This is a genomic window from Pseudomonas sp. FW305-3-2-15-C-LB1 (genome assembly GCF_058787615.1).
In genome coordinates this window covers 382,506-398,964 of the sequence record NZ_JBYSZX010000004.1, presented here as the reverse complement: position 1 = coordinate 398,964, position 16,459 = coordinate 382,506, and the positions used below count along the sequence as shown (strand labels likewise).

Here is a 16,459-nt window from a genome sequence, read left to right as displayed (position 1 = left end):
CTGCTGCAAAACCAGCCGCCAAGCCAGCCGCTAAAACCGTTGCTGCGAAACCAGCCGCCAAGCCAGCCGCTAAAACCGTTGCTGCGAAACCAGCCGCCAAGCCAGTTGCTAAAACTGCTGCTGCGAAACCAGCCGCCAAGCCAGCTGCTAAAACCGCTGCTGCGAAACCAGCCGCCAAACCAGCGGCCAAACCTGCTGCTGCGAAACCAGCCGCCAAGCCAGCGGCCAAACCTGCTGCTGCCAAGCCAGCAACACCTGCTGCCGCCCCGGCTGCAGCCACCGCTCCAACTGCACCGGCCAGCAGCACGCCTGCCCCGGTAGCGCCAAGCACCACCCCAACCAGCGCCTCCTAAGTGCTGGTGGCCGCGACGCGCAGCTGTTGCAGCGCGTCGTGGTCAAGGTTGGCGGTGTCCTCAGCCGCCAGTCCTTCCAACCATCGTTGCTGACCCTGCGCATCGCCTGTCGGCCATGTTTGTGCCAACGCTTCCAGGCGCTCCAGCAACTGCCGTTCGGCGTCCAGCTCCAGGGTCTTGACCCGCTCGCGTAAGCCCGCCAAATCCTGATCCTGCAGCGCCATGGCGCGCCATTGCATGCGCACCTGTCGTAACGGTTTGATTACGTGTGTCTGCCAAGACCCGGCGATCTGTTTCAGCGCCTGCATGCGCTCGGCGGTCGCTATCACCGCACGCTGCTCGAGCCACGCACCACACAGCAACAGGCACACGTCCGCACCTTGCTCCTGCAAACGCAGGCAAGCGGCCTCGCACCCTGAGCGGGCGTAAGTCGAGAGGGCAAAGCTCCACAGGTCAGCGCACATATTCACACCCAAGCCAGCGGCCAACGAAGCTGGTAGACTCCGCCGCCATTATGATCCGACTTCAAAGCCTAACATTACAGCGTGGCCCGCAACGTCTTCTCGAAGACGCCGAGCTGACCCTGCACGCCGGTCACAAAGCCGGCCTGATCGGTGCCAACGGCGCCGGCAAATCCACGTTGTTCGCTCTGTTGCTGGGTGAGCTGACCCCGGATTCCGGGGACTGCCTGCTGCCGGCCGACTGGCGCATCGCCCATATGCGCCAGGAGATCGACACCCTCGACCGTATTGCAATCGACTACGTGCTCGATGGCGATCTGCGCCTGCGCCAGGTGCAACACGACCTGGCCGAGGCCGAGAAAGCCCAGGACGGCGCCGCACAGGCGCGCCTGCACTCGGAACTCGACAGCGCCGACGGCTACACGGCTGACGCCCGGGCGCGCAAAATGCTCGCCGGCCTTGGCTTTACCAACGAGCAGATGGACCGCCCCGTCGCCGACTTCTCCGGCGGCTGGCGCATGCGCCTGAACCTGGCGCAGGCGTTGATGTGCCCGTCTGACCTGCTGCTGCTCGACGAACCGACCAACCACTTGGACCTCGATGCGATCCTGTGGCTGGAAGACTTCCTCAAGAATTATCAGGGCACCTTGCTGTTGATCTCCCATGATCGGGATTTCCTCGACGCCGTGGTCGACAACATCGCCCACGTCGAGCAGAAAAAGATCACCCTCTATCGTGGCGGCTACACTGCGTTCGAACGCGCCCGCGCCGAACGCCTGGCCCAGCAGCAACAGGCGTACGAGAAGCAGCAGGCGCAACGTGCGCACATGGAAAGCTACATTGCCCGCTTCAAGGCCCAGGCCACCAAGGCCCGGCAGGCCCAGAGCCGGATCAAGGCCCTGGAGCGCATGGAAGAGCTGTCGGCGGCCCACGTCGACTCACCGTTCGACTTCGTGTTCCGTGAGTCGGTGAAGATCTCCAGCCCGTTGCTGGATCTTTCCGATGCGCGTCTGGGCTACGGCGACAAGACCATCCTGGAAAAAGTGAAGCTGCAGCTTACGCCGGGTGCGCGTATCGGTTTGCTCGGCCCCAACGGCGCGGGCAAGTCGACGCTGATCAAGAACCTGTCAGGCGAGCTGTCGCCACTGGCTGGGCGTCTGACCCGTGGCGAGAACACTGTGGTGGGTTATTTCGCCCAGCATCAGTTGGACTCGCTGGACTCCAAGGCCAGCCCGCTGCTGCACTTGCAGCGCCTGGCGCCAACCGAGCGCGAACAGACCCTGCGCGACTTCCTCGGTGGTTTCGATTTCCGTGGTGCGCGTATCGACGAGCCGGTGCTGAATTTCTCCGGCGGCGAAAAAGCCCGTCTGGCCCTGGCGTTGATCGCCTGGGACCGTCCGAACCTGCTGCTGCTCGACGAACCGACCAATCACCTCGACCTGGAAATGCGCCTGGCGCTGACCATGGCCTTGCAGGAGTTCAGCGGTGCAGTACTGGTGGTGTCTCACGATCGCCACCTGCTCAAGAGCACCACCGACAACTTCCTGCTGGTGGCGGACGGTAAAGTCGAAGAGTTCGACGGCGACCTGGATGACTATGCGCGCTGGCTGACGGATTACCGCCTGCGCAACGCGCCGGTCAGCAACACCCCGGTCAACCCGGACAAGACCGACAAGAAAGCCCAGCGCCAGGCCGCCGCCGCGCTGCGTCAACAGCTGGCGCCGCACAAGCGTGAAGCCGACAAGCTGGAAGCCGAGCTGGGCAAGGTGCATGAGCGCCTGGCCAGGATCGAAACCAGCCTGGGCGACAGTGCCGTCTACGAGGCGGCCCGCAAGGACGAACTGCGCGACCTGCTGGCTGAACAGGCCAAGCTCAAAGTACGCGAAGGGCAATTGGAGGAAACCTGGATGGAGGCCCTCGAATTGCTGGAAACCCTGCAAGCGGAGCTGGAGGCGCTGTCCTGATGGAGGCGTTGCAACTGCCGATACCGACGCAGTGGGTCGAACCCGTATGGGTCGGCGTGCAAATCCTGCTGATCCTGCTGGCCGGCTACCTCGCCCAGCGTTTTGTCGCCAAGGGCCTGACTCGCCTGGGTGAGCGCTATCCGTTCCCGCCGCAATTGCTGATGCCACTGCGCGGTGGCTTGCGCTGGCTGATCATGGGCAGTGCGCTGATCTTTGTGCTGGGTCGCCTGGGCGTGTCCGCCACGGTGTTGTGGACGGCACTCTCCGGGTTTGTCGCGGTTGCCGCCGTGGCGTTCTTCGCCATGTGGTCGGTGTTGTCCAACCTGCTGTGCGCCATTCTGATTTTCACCGTCGGGCCCTTTCGCCTGGGTGACATCGTCGAACTGGTGGATACCGTCGACAAACCGGGCGTGAAGGGTCGGGTCGTGGCGATCAACCTGCTCTATACCACGTTGGTCGAAGTGGCAGAGGCCGGTACCGACAGTGCGATGGTGCAGGTGCCCAACAGCCTGTTCTTCCAGCGCTCGGTGCGCCGTTGGCCAGGTACCCATGTCTTTCCGGGCGACCGCTAGTATTCACATCCTGTAAAAATCTATAGCCATCCTTTGGTCGGCGGAGTTAGCTTAAGGCACAACAGCAAACTCCCTCCTGAGGTGTGTAATGGCACTCGATACGTGGCTGGCCTTTTTCCTGGCTAGTTGGATCATCTCCCTTTCCCCTGGCGCTGGCGCCATCGCCTCGATGTCCAGCGGCCTGCAATACGGCTTCCTGCGTGGTTACTGGAATGCCATCGGCCTGCAACTGGGCCTGGCGATGCAGATTGCCGTGGTCGCGTGCGGCCTGGGTGCCATTCTGGCGACATCCTCCACCGCTTTCTATGCGATCAAATGGTTTGGCGTGGCGTACCTGGTGTACCTGGCCATCAAGCAATGGCGCGCCCTGCCCATGGACATGACCGATGACGCGGCCGTGCGCCCGATCGGTAAACCGATGGCGATGATGTTCCGTGGCTTCCTGGTCAACGCCAGCAACCCCAAGGCCCTGGTGTTCATGCTGGCGGTCCTGCCGCAATTCGTGAACCCACAGGCGCCGCTACTGATCCAGTACCTGATCCTGGGTGCGACGATGATCTGCGTCGATATGGTGGTGATGGCGGGGTATACGGGCTTGGCGTCGAAGGTGTTGCGCCTGTTGCGCACGCCTAAGCAGCAGAAACGGATGAATCGTACGTTTGCGGGGTTGTTTGTGGGGGCTGCGGGTTTCCTGGCCAGCTTGCATCGTGCCACGGCCTGACTGACGAAACGGGATTGAAAATGGGGGAGGGGCGAGCCCCCCTTCCACATGGGTGTCGATACCCACCCTCCAACTGTTCTGACAACTACCTTGCCTCAACCCACGACAAATCACTTGTGCCTTGAGTCAAACGCTTTAACGTTTGACAATGTGTTACTTCGTATTTCCATTTGAGATTCATTCATGACTGCCCCTTTTCGCTTTCTCGCCTGGCTGGTTTTGCCGGCGTTGATGTCGTGCAGCTTCAATCTGTTGGCCGCGACGGCCGAGGGTGCCCCACAAGCCCTGCATTTGCTGGATTACATTGGCGCTGACTACCCAGCGACGGTGGAGGCGGGCAAGGTCATCGATGAGTCCGAATACCGTGAACAGCTGGAGTTTCTCGGGGTGTTGCAGGGCCTGGTGGCAGAGCTGCCGCAGCGCCCGGAACGTGCGGCGTTGGTCAAAGGCGTCGACGAACTGTCAGCGGCTGTAACCGCCCATCAGGACGGTACGACAGTCGCCCGCCAAGCGCGTCAGTTAGGTGCCCAACTAGCCGTGGCCTACGAAGTCAGCCAGGCCCCGGCGATCACCCCTGATCCAACACGAGGCGCGCCGCTCTATGCCCAGCATTGCTCGGTGTGCCACGGCACCGCAGGTGCAGGTGACGGCCCGGCCAGCGTGGGCATGACGCCATCACCGGCCAATCTGCGTGACGCTGTGCGCTTGGATCGCCTGAGCCTCTACGCGATCTACAACACCCTGGGCCTGGGTGTTGAAGGCACCGACATGCCGTCTTTCGCCGATCAACTGGACGACCGCCAGCGCTGGGACCTGGCTACCTACATCGCCGGCTTTACTGCCGACCCGGCGGCTGCAAAAAGCGAGCAACCGTTCAACCTCGCCGACTTGGCCCGCCAGACCCCCAATGAAGTACTGGCGGCCAACGGCCCAGCCGCCGCCGCTACGTTCCGCGCCCAGCGTGCGCAACCGCCGCAGGTCAAGCGTGGCCCGGCGCAGTTGCTCGACTACACCGCGGCCACCCTGGACAAGAGTCTGGCGGCGTTCCAGAACGGCGATCATGAGCAGGCCTACGACCTGTCTGTGGCTGCGTACCTGGAAGGTTTCGAACTGGTAGAAAGCTCGCTGGATAACGTCGACGCCAACGTGCGCAAGGACACCGAAAAGGCGTTGATGGCCTACCGGCAGTCGTTGCAGGACGGTCTGCCGGTTGAACAGGTGCAACAACGCCTGGACGTGGCCAAGGGCAAACTTACCGAATCCGCCGGTCTGCTTGGCGGTGATGGCTTGAGTTGGTCGCTGAGCTACATCTCCGGTTTGCTGATCCTGTTGCGTGAAGGTCTGGAAGCGATTCTGGTGCTGGCGGCGATCCTTGCGTTCCTGCGCAATACCGGCCAGCAATCGGCGGTGCGCAGCGTTAACGTCGGCTGGGGCCTGGCGCTGCTGGCGGGCCTGGCAACCTGGGCATTGGCCGCGTATGTGATCGATGTGAGCGGTGCCCAACGCGAGTTGCTTGAAGGCTGCACGGCGCTGTTTGCCAGTGTGATGGTGCTGTGGCTCGGCGTGTGGATGCACGACCGCCGCCACGCCGCCGCCTGGCAGGACTACATCAAGAGCAGCCTGGTAGGCGGCGGCGGGCGCTTCGGTTTTGCGGTGCTGGCGTTCTTCTCGGTGTACCGCGAGCTGTTCGAAGTGATCCTGTTCTACGAAACCCTGTGGCTGCAAGCCGGGCCGGCGGGGCATAACGCGGTGCTGGCGGGTGGCGCCACGGCGCTTGTGCTGTTGGTGGGCCTGGCGTGGGTGATCCTGCGGGGTTCGGCGAAGCTGCCGCTGGCGTTGTTCTTCGGCATCAACGCGGCGTTGCTGTGTGCGCTGTCGGTGGTGTTTGCCGGCCATGGGGTGAAGGCGCTGCAGGAGGCCGGCATCTTCGGCACCCGGCCGGTGGCGTTCTTTGATTTCGATTGGCTGGGCATCCACGCCGATGCGTACTCGTTGAGTGCACAGGCGGTGGCGATCCTGGCGATTGTGGTGCTGTACGGTCGCAGCCGTCTGGCCGAAAAGCGCCGGGTGGTTGCCTGAGCATGCGGGTGTGGATCGATGCCGACGCCTGCCCTCGGGCAGCCAAGGACCAGGTAGTGAAGTTCGCCCTCAAGCGCCAGTTCGAGGTGGTGCTGGTGGCCGGTCAGAGCCAGATCAAGCCGAGCTTCTCGTGTGTGAAGCTGATTGTGGTGCCCAGCGGCCCGGATGCGGCGGATGACTACCTGGTGGAGCACGCGGAGCCCGGGGAGCTGGTGATCTGCAGCGATGTGCCGCTGGCTGACCGCCTGGTAAAGAAGGGCGTTACGGCGCTTGATCCACGCGGCAAGGAGTTCAGCCCCGCCAACATGAGTGAACGGTTGGCGGTGCGCAATCTGTTCACTGATCTGCGTGAGCAAGGCCAGATGGGGGGCGGGCCACCGCCCCACGGGGAGAAGGAAAAGCAGGCGTTTGCCAATGCGCTGGACCGCATTCTTACACGCTTGATGCGCCAACCCTGATCCGTGGCGAGCGGGCTTGCCCCGCGTTGGGCGGCGAAGCCGCCCCAATTCAAGCGATGCGGTGAGTCTGTTAGACCATGGCTGCAGGTTTTAGGGCTGCTGCGCAGCCCAACGCGGGGCAAGCCCGCTCGCCACAACAAGCCGAGTCACCTACAAGCCTGCTCACCATAGGTGGGGCTATCAGTCGTTCTCGTGGGTCAGTTCCAGCACCCGATCCACCAGCTTGTTGATCCCTGAAGCGACCTCGCTGATGTTCTTGCCGAGCATATAGGCCGGGGTGCTCACCAGCTTGCGTGCCTTGTCTTCGACGATATCTTCCACCCCGCACTCCTGGTGGGTAGCGCCCATCTTGTCCAGTGCGGCGGCGGTGTCGGCGCAGTTGCCGATGGTGCAGGTCACGCCGGGGCCGTAGATTTTCGCCGCCAGGGCCGGGGAGATGCAGATCAGGCCCATGGGCTTGCCCGCTTCGGCAAAAGCTTCGGCCAGTTCCAGCACCTGCGGGTTGACGCTGCAGCCGGCACCCTCCACGGCAAAGTTCGAGAGGTTTTTCGCCGCGCCAAACCCACCGGGCACGATCAGCGCGTCGAAATCGCCGGCGTTGGCTTCGCGGATATCTTTCACGTCACCCCGGGCGATCCGCGCCGACTCCACCAGCACATTGCGCGACTCGGGCATCTCTTCGCCGGTGAGGTGGTTGATCACATGCAGTTGCGCAATATCCGGGGCAAAGCATTGGACCTGAGCGCCACGCTGGTCCAGGCGCAGCAAGGTGATCACGCTTTCGTGGATCTCTGCGCCGTCGTACACGCCGCAGCCGGAAAGGATCACTGCAATCTTTTTGCTCATGGGCATTTCTCCTGGGGTCTTGGCGTTAAATGTCTACTAATTTGTCATCTGTTGCCAATGGGATCTCACGCCGCTGCACCTAATCTTGATGTAACAAAAATAGACCGGACCAGACCATGGACTTCGTGCCTTACGCGGTACCGTTTTTCATTGCCTTGATCGTCGTGGAGTTGCTTGCCGACCGTTGGCGCGGCGAGCGTAACTACCGGGTGGCGGATGCCATCAACAGCCTCAGCACCGGGGTGCTGTCCACCACCACGGGGCTGCTGACCAAGGGCGTGGGGATTTTGACCTACGCGTTCGCCCTCAAGCATCTTGCCGTTATCGATCTGCCGGCCCAAAGCGTCTGGACCTGGGTGTTCGCCTTCGTGTTCTACGACTTCTGCTACTACTGGCTTCATCGCATGGGGCACGAACGCAACATCCTGTGGGCCGCACACTCGGTGCATCACCAGAGTGAGGACTACAACCTCAGCACCGCACTGCGCCAGACCAGTACCGGCTTCCTGCTGAGCTGGATTTTCTACCTGCCCTTGGCCGTACTCGGCGTGCCATTGGTGGTGTTTATCAGCGTGGCATCGCTTAATTTGCTCTATCAATTCTGGGTGCACACCCGGCACGTGCCGAAGCTCGGCTGGTACGAGTGGTTTTTCGTCACGCCATCCAATCATCGGGCTCACCATGCACAGAACGCTCTCTACATGGATCGTAACTATGGCGGTGTGTTCATTATTTGGGACCGGCTGTTCGGTACCTTCCAGGAGGAAGACGACAACGAACCGGTGATTTTCGGCGTAACCACGCCGTTGGCCAGTTGGAATCCGCTATGGGCCAACCTGCAGTTCTATGCCCAGTTGTGGAGTGATGCGCGGCGCACCGAGCGTTGGTGGGACAAGCTGCGCATCTGGTTCATGCGCACCGGCTGGCGCCCGGCGGACGTGAAGGCCAAGTACCCGATGGCCAGGCACGACCTGAGCCAGTTCCGTAAATTCGACGTGCCACTGGACGTGCGTCAACAGGTGTACATCGCACTGCAATTTGCGGCCTATGTTGGCTTTGGCAGCTATCTGATGAATTTCGGCGAAGGTTTGCCCACGGCGGCACTGATCCTCGGTTGGAGTGCCATGGCGCTGGGGCTGTTTACCTTGGGGGTGGCGCTGGAGAACCGGCCTTGGACGTTGAAGGCCGAGCTTTCGCGGCTGGTGCTGAACGTACCGCTGGTGTGGCTGGCACCGTTGGTCGGGTTATGGCCGGCCAGCAACCTGGGCTGGCTGGGCCTGCTGAGCTACAGCTTGCTCAGTGTGATTGGCCTCTTCTGCTGCAGAAGCCGGTTTACTCGACTGGTGTCTTAGGCGGCTCGACCGGGTCCGGCTCTGCCGCGAGCCGGGCCTTGGCGTCGGCGCAGGCCTCGCGGGCGATGCGTGCATTCTTGATGCGACGGCGCAGCCACAGGCCGAAGCCCAGTATCAGCAAGGCACCCAATACCCACAGCTCGTATTTCTTGATGCTGCCCAGCATGCCTTCCAGTACGGCGCCGAAGTGATAGGCCGCAGCGCCCAAGGCCAAAGCCCAGATCGCAGCGCCAATGCCGTTGAGGATCAGATAGCGCAACGGTGGATAGCCGGAGAGGCCAATCGCCACTGGCATGACGGTGCGCAACCCGTACACGAAGCGAAAGCTCAGTACCCAGATATCCGGGTGCTTGCGGATATGCTCCAGTGCCTTGTCACCCATCAATTGCCAGCGTGGCTTGCGCGCCAACAGCTTGCGGCCGTGTCTGCGACCCATGTAATACCAAAGCTGATCGCCGGCGTAGCTGCCGAAAAAGGCAACGACCACCACCAGGTTGATATCCATGTATCCACGGAACGCCAGGAAGCCTGCGAGAACCAGAATGGTCTCGCCTTCAAAGAAAGTGCCCAGGAAGAGCGCAAAGTAGCCGAAGTCATGCAGGAATTGTTGAAGCATGGTCTGGGGTGCTGGCGAAATGAACGCGCAGCCTACGCCTTCATGAAGATTCATGAAAGTATCGAGATGTGTCACGAAGTGAACAATTCCTACGGAAATGCCGAATGCGACTACAGGTCGCATCCTTAAGCACAACTGTCATACCTTCGTCATAATGGCCGCTTATAACTGCATCGCTCGCCCGTAAACCCGGGCTCAGGAGTCTGTCGTGAGCTTTACCCCTGCCAATCGCCTGTTCCCCGCCACCCGTCTGCGTCGCAATCGTCGTGATGATTTTTCTCGCCGTCTGGTGCGTGAAAACGTGCTGACGACCGATGATCTGATCCTGCCGGTGTTTGTGCTGGACGGGGAAAAACGTCGGGAAGCGGTGGCTTCGATGCCGGGCGTGGAGCGCTTGACCATTGATCTGCTGCTTGAAGAAGCCGCTGGTTGGGTCGAGTTGGGGATTCCGGCCTTGGCACTGTTCCCGGTCACGCCGTCTGAACTCAAGTCGCTGGATGCTGCCGAAGCCTGGAACCCGGACGGGATCGCCCAGCGCGCCACCCGTGCCCTGCGCGAGCGTTTTCCGCAGCTTGGGGTGATCACCGACGTGGCGTTGGACCCGTTCACCACCCACGGACAGGATGGCATTCTTGACGAAGACGGCTATGTTCAAAACGACATCACCGTCGATGCGCTGGTCAAGCAAGCCTTGTCCCATGCGGCAGCCGGCGCCCAGGTGGTTGCCCCGTCGGACATGATGGACGGCCGCATCCAGGCGATTCGTGAAGCCCTGGAGCTGGCCGGCCACGTCAACGTGCGGATCATGGCCTACTCGGCCAAGTACGCCAGCGCCTATTACGGCCCGTTCCGCGATGCGGTGGGCTCGGCGCTGAACCTGGGCAAGGCCAACAAGGCCTCGTACCAGATGGACCCGGCCAACAGCCATGAAGCCCTGCACGAAGTGGCGGCCGACCTGGCCGAAGGTGCTGACATGGTGATGGTCAAGCCGGGGATGCCGTACCTGGACATCCTTTACCGGGTCAAAGACCAATTCAAAGTGCCGACCTTTGTCTATCAGGTCAGTGGCGAATACGCCATGCACATGGCTGCAATACAGAATGGATGGCTGAGCGAAGGGGTGATCCTTGAATCCCTGACAGCCTTTAAACGCGCCGGGGCTGATGGCATCCTGACCTACTTCGCCGCCCGCGCCGCCCAATTGCTTAGAGAGCAACAATAGCCCTCACAGGAACACTCGATGAATACCGAAGGACTCACAGAAGTTGCCGTAAAAGACGCTCACCCGGTGGTTGAACAAGTCACCGAGACCCCGCCGGAGCATGAGCCCGCCGCGCCCGTCGTGGTGGCCGAACCGCCCGTGCCGGCCCCGGTAGCGGCGGTGACCAACCTGGATGACAGCAGCCTGTACATCCACCGCGAGCTGTCACAACTGCAATTCAACATCCGTGTGCTGGAACAGGCGCTGGATGAGTCCTACCCGCTGCTGGAGCGGCTCAAGTTCCTGCTGATCTTCTCCAGCAACCTGGATGAGTTCTTCGAAATCCGCGTGGCCGGCCTCAAGAAGCAGATCACCTTCGCCCGTGAACAGGCCGGCGCCGACGGTCTGCAGCCGCACCAGGCCCTGGCGCGCATCAGCGAGCTGGTGCACGGCCATGTGGACCGCCAGTACGCGATCCTCAACGACATCCTGCTGCCGGAGCTGGAAAAGCATCAGGTCCGTTTCATCCGTCGCCGTCACTGGACCACCAAGATCAAGACCTGGGTGCGTCGCTACTTCCGCGACGAGATCGCGCCGATCATCACCCCGATTGGCCTGGACCCGACTCACCCGTTCCCGTTGCTGGTGAACAAGAGCCTCAACTTCATCGTGGAGCTGGAAGGTATCGACGCCTTCGGTCGCGACTCGGGCCTTGCAATCATCCCGGCGCCCCGTTTGCTGCCACGGATCATCAAGGTACCGGAAGAGGTGGGGGGCGCAGGCGATAACTATGTATTCCTATCCTCCATGATCCATGCGCACGCCGATGACCTGTTCCAGGGCATGAAGGTAAAAGGCTGCTACCAGTTCCGCCTGACCCGTAACGCCGACCTGGCGCTGGACTCCGAAGACGTCGAAGACCTGGCCCGTGCCCTGCGCGGCGAGCTGTTCTCGCGGCGCTACGGCGATGCGGTGCGCCTGGAAGTGGCCGACACCTGCCCGAAACATCTGTCGGACTACCTGCTCAAGCAGTTCAACCTGGGCGAGACCGAGCTGTATCAAGTCAATGGCCCGGTGAACCTGACGCGCCTGTTCAGCATCACCGGCCTGGACAGCCATCCGGAGCTGCAATACACGCCGTTCACCCCGCAGATCCCGAAACTGCTGCAAAACAGCGAGAACATCTTCAGCGTGGTGAGCAAGCAGGACATCCTGCTGCTGCACCCGTTCGAGTCCTTCACCCCGGTGGTCGACCTGTTGCGCCAGGCCGCCAAGGACCCGCATGTGTTGGCCGTACGCCAGACCCTGTACCGTTCCGGCGCCAACTCGGAAATCGTCGATGCCCTGGTCGACGCCGCGCGTAACGGCAAGGAAGTCACCGCGGTGATCGAGTTGCGTGCGCGGTTCGACGAAGAGTCCAACCTGCAACTGGCCAGCCGTCTGCAAGCAGCCGGTGCGGTGGTGATCTATGGCGTGGTCGGCTTCAAGACCCACGCCAAGATGATGCTGATCCTGCGCCGTGAAGCCGGCGAGATCGTGCGTTACGCCCACTTGGGCACCGGCAACTACCACGCCGGCAACGCCAAGCTCTACACCGACTACAGCTTGCTGACCTCCGACGACGCCTTGTGTGAAGACGTCGGCAAATTGTTCAGCCAGTTGATCGGCATGGGCAAGACCTTGCGCATGAAGAAGTTGCTGCACGCGCCGTTCACGCTCAAGAAGGGCATGCTCGACATGATTGCCCGCGAAACCCAGTTCGCCCTCGACGGCAAGCCGGCGCACATCATCGCCAAGTTCAACTCGCTGACCGATCCGAAGATCATCCGCGCGCTGTACAAGGCCAGCCAGTCCGGCGTGCGCATTGACCTGGTGGTGCGCGGCATGTGCTGCCTGCGCCCTGGCATTGTCGGGGTTTCGCACAACATTCATGTGCGCTCGATCATCGGCCGCTTCCTGGAGCACACACGGGTGTTCTACTTCCTCAACGGCGGCGAAGAGCAGATGTTCCTCTCCAGCGCCGACTGGATGGAGCGCAATCTCGATAAGCGCGTAGAGACGTGCTTCCCGGTGGAAGGCAAGAAGCTGATCATGCGGGTCAAGAAGGAGCTGGAAAGCTACCTCACCGACAACACCCACAGCTGGAGCCTGCAGTCGGACGGTCGCTACGTGCGCAACACGCCGACCGGCAACCAGAACCCGCGCAGTGCGCAGGCGACGTTGCTGGAGAAGTTGGGTAGCCCGATTCTGACGGTGAACTAAAACCCTGCGGGGGTCTAAAAATGTGGGAGGGGGCTTGCCCCCGATGGCGGTGTGTCAGTCACCAAATACTTGGACTGATCCACAGCTATCGGGGGCAAGCCCCCTCCCACAATTGTTTTGCAGAGTTCTTCAGATCAGCGCAGGTTCAGGCTGAACCCCACCCGCTTCAGCCACTCCGCTTCCAGGCCAAAATCCGCCTGGGTCAGCTGGTTCTCATCCAGCCAGCCTTTCGGGAATACCACATCCAGGCTGTCGCCGTCGGCGCGCAGGGTCACCTGGGGCATTGCCTGGGTGCCACGGATGTGGTGGAACAGGATCGCAAAGCGCAGCAGCACGCACAGGCGGATCAGCTTGATGCCTTCGTCGCCGAATTCAGCAAATTTGTCCTTGGGGATGTTACGGCGATGGCCGCGCACCAGCAGGGCGAGCATTTGCTGGTCTTCACGGGAGAAGCCGGCCAGGTCCGAGTGCTCGATCAGGTAGGCGCCGTGCTTGTGGTAATGGTAGTGGGCGATGTCCAGGCCCACTTCATGCACCTTGGCGGCCCAGCCCAGCAACTCGCGCCAGACGCCGTCTTCCAGGTCCCAGTCTTCGGCCACCTGGTCGAAGGCGTGCAGGGCTTTGCGCTCCACTCGGGCGGCTTGTTCCAGGTCGACGTGGTAACGCTCCATCAACGAAGTGAGCGTGCGCTCACGCACGTCTTCGTGGTGATGGCGACCCAGCAGGTCATAGAGCACGCCTTCACGCAGGGCGCCGTCGCAGTGGTCCATGCGTTGCAGTTCAAGAGCATCGAAGATCGCTTCGAGAATCGCCAGACCGGCCGGGAAGATCGCGCGACGATCAGGCTTGATACCGTCGAAGTCGATTTTCTCGGCATCCCCCAGCTTGAACAGCTTGCGCTTGAGCCACGCCAGGCCCTCGGCGTTGACCTCGCCGGTGCCATGGCCGCCCGCTTTCAGTGCCAGGCCGATGGCGCGGATGGTGCCGGACGAGCCGATGGCTTCATCCCAGGTCAGGCGGTGCAGGGCGTGTTCGATGCTCATGATCTCCAGCCGCGCCGCGGTGTAGGCCTGGGCGTAGCGTGCCGGGGTGATCTTGCCGTCTTTGAAGTAACGCTGGGTGAAGCTGACGCAGCCCATCTGCAGGCTTTCGCGCAGCAATGGCTCGAACCTTTGCCCAATGATGAATTCGGTACTGCCGCCGCCAATGTCGGCGACCAGGCGTTTGCCTGGTGTATCGGCCAGGGTGTGGGACACGCCCAGGTAGATAAGACGGGCTTCTTCACGGCCGGAGATGACTTCTACCGGGTGCCCGAGGATCTCCTCGGCGCGGCGGATGAATTCACCACGGTTACGCGCTTCACGCAACGCGTTGGTGCCGACGATTCGAACGGCGCCCAGGGGCATGCCGTTGATCAGTTGCGCAAACCGCTTCAGGCAATCGAGCCCGCGTTGCATGGATTCTTCGTTGAGCTGGCGCTCGTCGTCGATCCCGGCAGCCAGTTGCACTTTCTCTCCGAGCCGCTCAAGGATGCGGATTTCACCGTTCTGGGCCTTGGCCACGACCATGTGAAAGCTGTTGGAGCCCAGGTCGATGGCGGCGATCAGGGACAGATTCTTGGCTTGGGATTGCGGCATGGTTTGGGGTCTCGGTCGATAACCTGACCATCGTGCCACGATCGACCGCTGGCGCCAACGCGTAGTGCGCCGGTAATTTTCCTGCGGGTGTCTGTGAGGAATTCTTGTGGGAAATGTAGGGTGGTTTTCAGGGCTATCAACGAAAGCGGTTTTAGCTTTGTAGGAGTATTTAACTTTTTATTGTCATCATGCTGTTTATGATTTTGCCTACAAGGGAGCGGTTAATAATTTATTGATTTTGCATTTGTGCCTACTCGGTATTTTGACATGGCTCACTGCTTGTCTTTACGGTTCCCACAACAACTGGCGCCCCATCTGATTCTTTAATCACGAGCCAAAACGACAGACTGTCACCCGGCAATTTCGCCGTGGTGTTATTTATTTATGGTCGGAGTTTTCGGCTGTCGTAAATGCACCTACTCATTACAGATGACAGGTTGATCATGAAAAAAATGCTTGGTGTGACAGTGGGTGCTCTTTGCTTGGCCGCAAGTATTGGGGCTCATGCTACGAATGTTGCCGAACTGATTGTACGGGGGACTATCAAGCCAGTGGCTTGCAACCTCAGCCTCGCTGGAGGCGGCATCGTCGATTATCAGACAATTCCAGCCGCAAACCTGTCCCCGACGCAGTTCAATCCTCTTGCAGCTAAAACGGTCAGCTTGAGCATCAGTTGCGGCCAGAGCCCAGCGCAGTTCCGAGTGGCGCTCACAGACCTGCAACCTGCCCAAAGCAAGGTGGTAGGTATCCTCGGTGCCGGGTTCACCGAGGCGCAGAACTACAGCCTGGGCCTTGCCAATGGCAAGCGCACTGGTGGGTACTCCGTCACGCTCAAGGACCTGAGATCGTCCACTGGGAGCCTGAGCCCCATCATGCGGAGCAGTCAGGGCGCGTCCTGGCAGATCAGTGACGGTAAAGTCGCGCAATCGCCAGCCCAGTATTCATGGCGTAGCGGTGCCACTGCGGTACCTGCATTCGTTACCACGCTTACAGGCACGCTTGAAGTGAAGGCCGTTATCAACCGCGCGAACGATTTGGACCTGGCGCGCGATGTAACGCTGGACGGTCGCACCAGTCTGTTAGTGGATTACATCTAAAAACATCATTAACGGCCGACATTTAGCCAGAGATACTTACCTGTCTCTGTTAAATGTCGGTAGTTGTAATGTGTGCATTTGTTGGTGTTCGACTTCTTTTGGTTGTGGGGAAAATCGGTGAATGGTTTATCAATAACCGTTATTTCGTTGCTGCGATATATAGGTTTGTCTCTTTTTTTGTGCGGTATGGCCATGGCAGACGGAATGCAGCCCGAAACAACCGTTGTCATTCTGAATGAGGAAGAGGGCGAGGCAACGCTTAATGTTAAAAATACGGACCCTGGCCCTGCATTGCTTCATTCCGTCATACAAAACATACCCGAAGACCCCGAACACTTGTTGATCGTGACGCCCCCGATTACGCGGGTCGAAGCGGGCGACACCCAACTTGTTCGCTTTATCAGTACTACAAAGCAACCCCTCAAGACCCAGCGCCTGAAACGCGTTTCCTTTGAAGGTATCCCTGAGGCACGTGCACCCGGCGGTGCGACCATTGGTATCACCCTGCGCCAGAGCCTGCCATTGATCCTGCATCCCAAAGGCTTGCCCAGGCATGACGCGCCCTGGCAGTTGCTGACATGGGAGCGTAAAGGAGATCAGTTGAGGGTCCACAACAACAGCGCTTATGTCGTCCGCCTAGGGATGGAAGTGCAGCTGCATCCGCAGGCAAGCGTGGCAACGTTGCCGAGAACCTACATCCTGCCGGGCGAAGTGCTGACGCTCGCGTCGGCAGGCTCTGTGGCGGGAGTGGTGGCGGTGGAGATTCACCCGGCCACGGTCTACGGGTTTACGGTGGACAGTTACCGCGCACCCGTTACGGCTGGTGCGGATTGACGGGCC

Annotated in this window: 15 protein-coding genes; 11 read left to right on the top strand and 4 right to left on the bottom strand. The window is 60.9% G+C overall.

Translation table 11 applies throughout. The features are described from left to right. A partial coding sequence (locus AC3WP7_RS11235; protein WP_492599325.1) for a hypothetical protein occupies positions 1-353 on the top strand: 353 nt, incomplete at its 5' end. Here the strand turns inward: AC3WP7_RS11235 and AC3WP7_RS11230 are convergent. Beyond that, positions 350-817: a TIGR02444 family protein gene (locus tag AC3WP7_RS11230; protein ID WP_092241734.1), complete on the bottom strand. Its 468-nt coding sequence runs from the start codon at positions 815-817 to the stop codon at positions 350-352. The two genes, AC3WP7_RS11235 and AC3WP7_RS11230, sit on opposite strands and share 4 nt — an antisense overlap. Positions 818-867: 50 nt before the next feature. On the opposite strand from AC3WP7_RS11230, the gene AC3WP7_RS11225 reads away from it, so the two are divergent. The 5 genes from AC3WP7_RS11225 to AC3WP7_RS11205 all read left to right on the top strand — a co-directional run bounded on the left by AC3WP7_RS11225 (position 868) and on the right by AC3WP7_RS11205 (position 6,608). Beyond that, the gene (locus AC3WP7_RS11225) at positions 868-2,778 is read left to right on the top strand and encodes an ATP-binding cassette domain-containing protein (protein WP_092241736.1); all 1,911 of its coding nucleotides are present in this window, start codon (positions 868-870) and stop codon (positions 2,776-2,778) included. Further along, positions 2,778-3,350 carry a mechanosensitive ion channel family protein gene (locus AC3WP7_RS11220; protein WP_028618427.1) on the top strand — a complete coding sequence of 191 codons (573 nt, stop codon included), beginning with the start codon at positions 2,778-2,780 and terminating at the stop codon, positions 3,348-3,350. The genes AC3WP7_RS11225 and AC3WP7_RS11220 overlap by 1 nt, the downstream gene beginning before the upstream one ends. Before the next feature lie 88 nt (positions 3,351-3,438). Continuing rightward, on the top strand, positions 3,439-4,071 hold the full coding sequence (locus tag AC3WP7_RS11215) for a LysE family transporter (protein ID WP_028618426.1): 633 nt from the start codon (positions 3,439-3,441) through the stop codon (positions 4,069-4,071). A 183-nt stretch (positions 4,072-4,254) separates the two neighbouring features. Next, positions 4,255-6,150, top strand: coding sequence for an FTR1 family protein (locus tag AC3WP7_RS11210; protein ID WP_102592400.1), 1,896 nt, complete (start codon positions 4,255-4,257; stop codon positions 6,148-6,150). A gap of 2 nt (positions 6,151-6,152) precedes the next feature. After that, positions 6,153-6,608 (top strand): YaiI/YqxD family protein, encoded by a 456-nt coding sequence (locus tag AC3WP7_RS11205; protein ID WP_071490476.1) that lies wholly within the window; start codon positions 6,153-6,155, stop codon positions 6,606-6,608. Between the two features lie 180 nt (positions 6,609-6,788). Here AC3WP7_RS11205 and elbB read toward each other — a convergent pair whose 3' ends face one another. Next, a complete protein-coding gene (elbB, locus tag AC3WP7_RS11200; RefSeq protein ID WP_102592401.1) occupies positions 6,789-7,454 on the bottom strand; it encodes an isoprenoid biosynthesis glyoxalase ElbB in 666 nt (221 codons plus the stop codon). A gap of 116 nt (positions 7,455-7,570) precedes the next feature. On the opposite strand from elbB, the gene AC3WP7_RS11195 reads away from it, so the two are divergent. Continuing rightward, positions 7,571-8,806, top strand: coding sequence for a sterol desaturase family protein (locus tag AC3WP7_RS11195; protein WP_102592402.1), 1,236 nt, complete (start codon positions 7,571-7,573; stop codon positions 8,804-8,806). On the opposite strand, the gene AC3WP7_RS11190 is transcribed toward AC3WP7_RS11195, so the two are convergent. Further along, positions 8,787-9,422 carry a DedA family protein gene (locus AC3WP7_RS11190; RefSeq protein ID WP_071490485.1) on the bottom strand — a complete coding sequence of 212 codons (636 nt, stop codon included), beginning with the start codon at positions 9,420-9,422 and terminating at the stop codon, positions 8,787-8,789. The two genes, AC3WP7_RS11195 and AC3WP7_RS11190, sit on opposite strands and share 20 nt — an antisense overlap. A gap of 208 nt (positions 9,423-9,630) precedes the next feature. On the opposite strand from AC3WP7_RS11190, the gene hemB reads away from it, so the two are divergent. Beyond that, positions 9,631-10,644, top strand: a complete 1,014-nt coding sequence (hemB, locus tag AC3WP7_RS11185) for a porphobilinogen synthase (protein ID WP_092241742.1) — start codon at positions 9,631-9,633, stop codon at positions 10,642-10,644. 18 nt (positions 10,645-10,662) lie between these two features. Further along, on the top strand, positions 10,663-12,885 hold the full coding sequence (ppk1, locus tag AC3WP7_RS11180; protein WP_058426437.1) for a polyphosphate kinase 1: 2,223 nt from the start codon (positions 10,663-10,665) through the stop codon (positions 12,883-12,885). 134 nt (positions 12,886-13,019) lie between these two features. Here the strand turns inward: ppk1 and ppx are convergent, their stop codons facing one another. Continuing rightward, a complete protein-coding gene (gene ppx / locus AC3WP7_RS11175) occupies positions 13,020-14,522 on the bottom strand; it encodes an exopolyphosphatase (RefSeq protein ID WP_092241744.1) in 1,503 nt (500 codons plus the stop codon). A 443-nt stretch (positions 14,523-14,965) separates the two neighbouring features. On the opposite strand from ppx, the gene AC3WP7_RS11170 reads away from it, so the two are divergent. Together AC3WP7_RS11170 and AC3WP7_RS11165 are read left to right on the top strand one after the other, a co-directional pair. Continuing rightward, positions 14,966-15,619 carry a DUF1120 domain-containing protein gene (locus tag AC3WP7_RS11170; RefSeq protein WP_092242381.1) on the top strand — a complete coding sequence of 218 codons (654 nt, stop codon included), beginning with the start codon at positions 14,966-14,968 and terminating at the stop codon, positions 15,617-15,619. A 186-nt stretch (positions 15,620-15,805) separates the two neighbouring features. Then, complete coding sequence (locus tag AC3WP7_RS11165; protein ID WP_093514186.1) at positions 15,806-16,453, top strand: fimbria/pilus chaperone family protein; 648 nt, start codon at positions 15,806-15,808, stop codon at positions 16,451-16,453. Positions 16,454-16,459 lie beyond the last annotated feature (6 nt).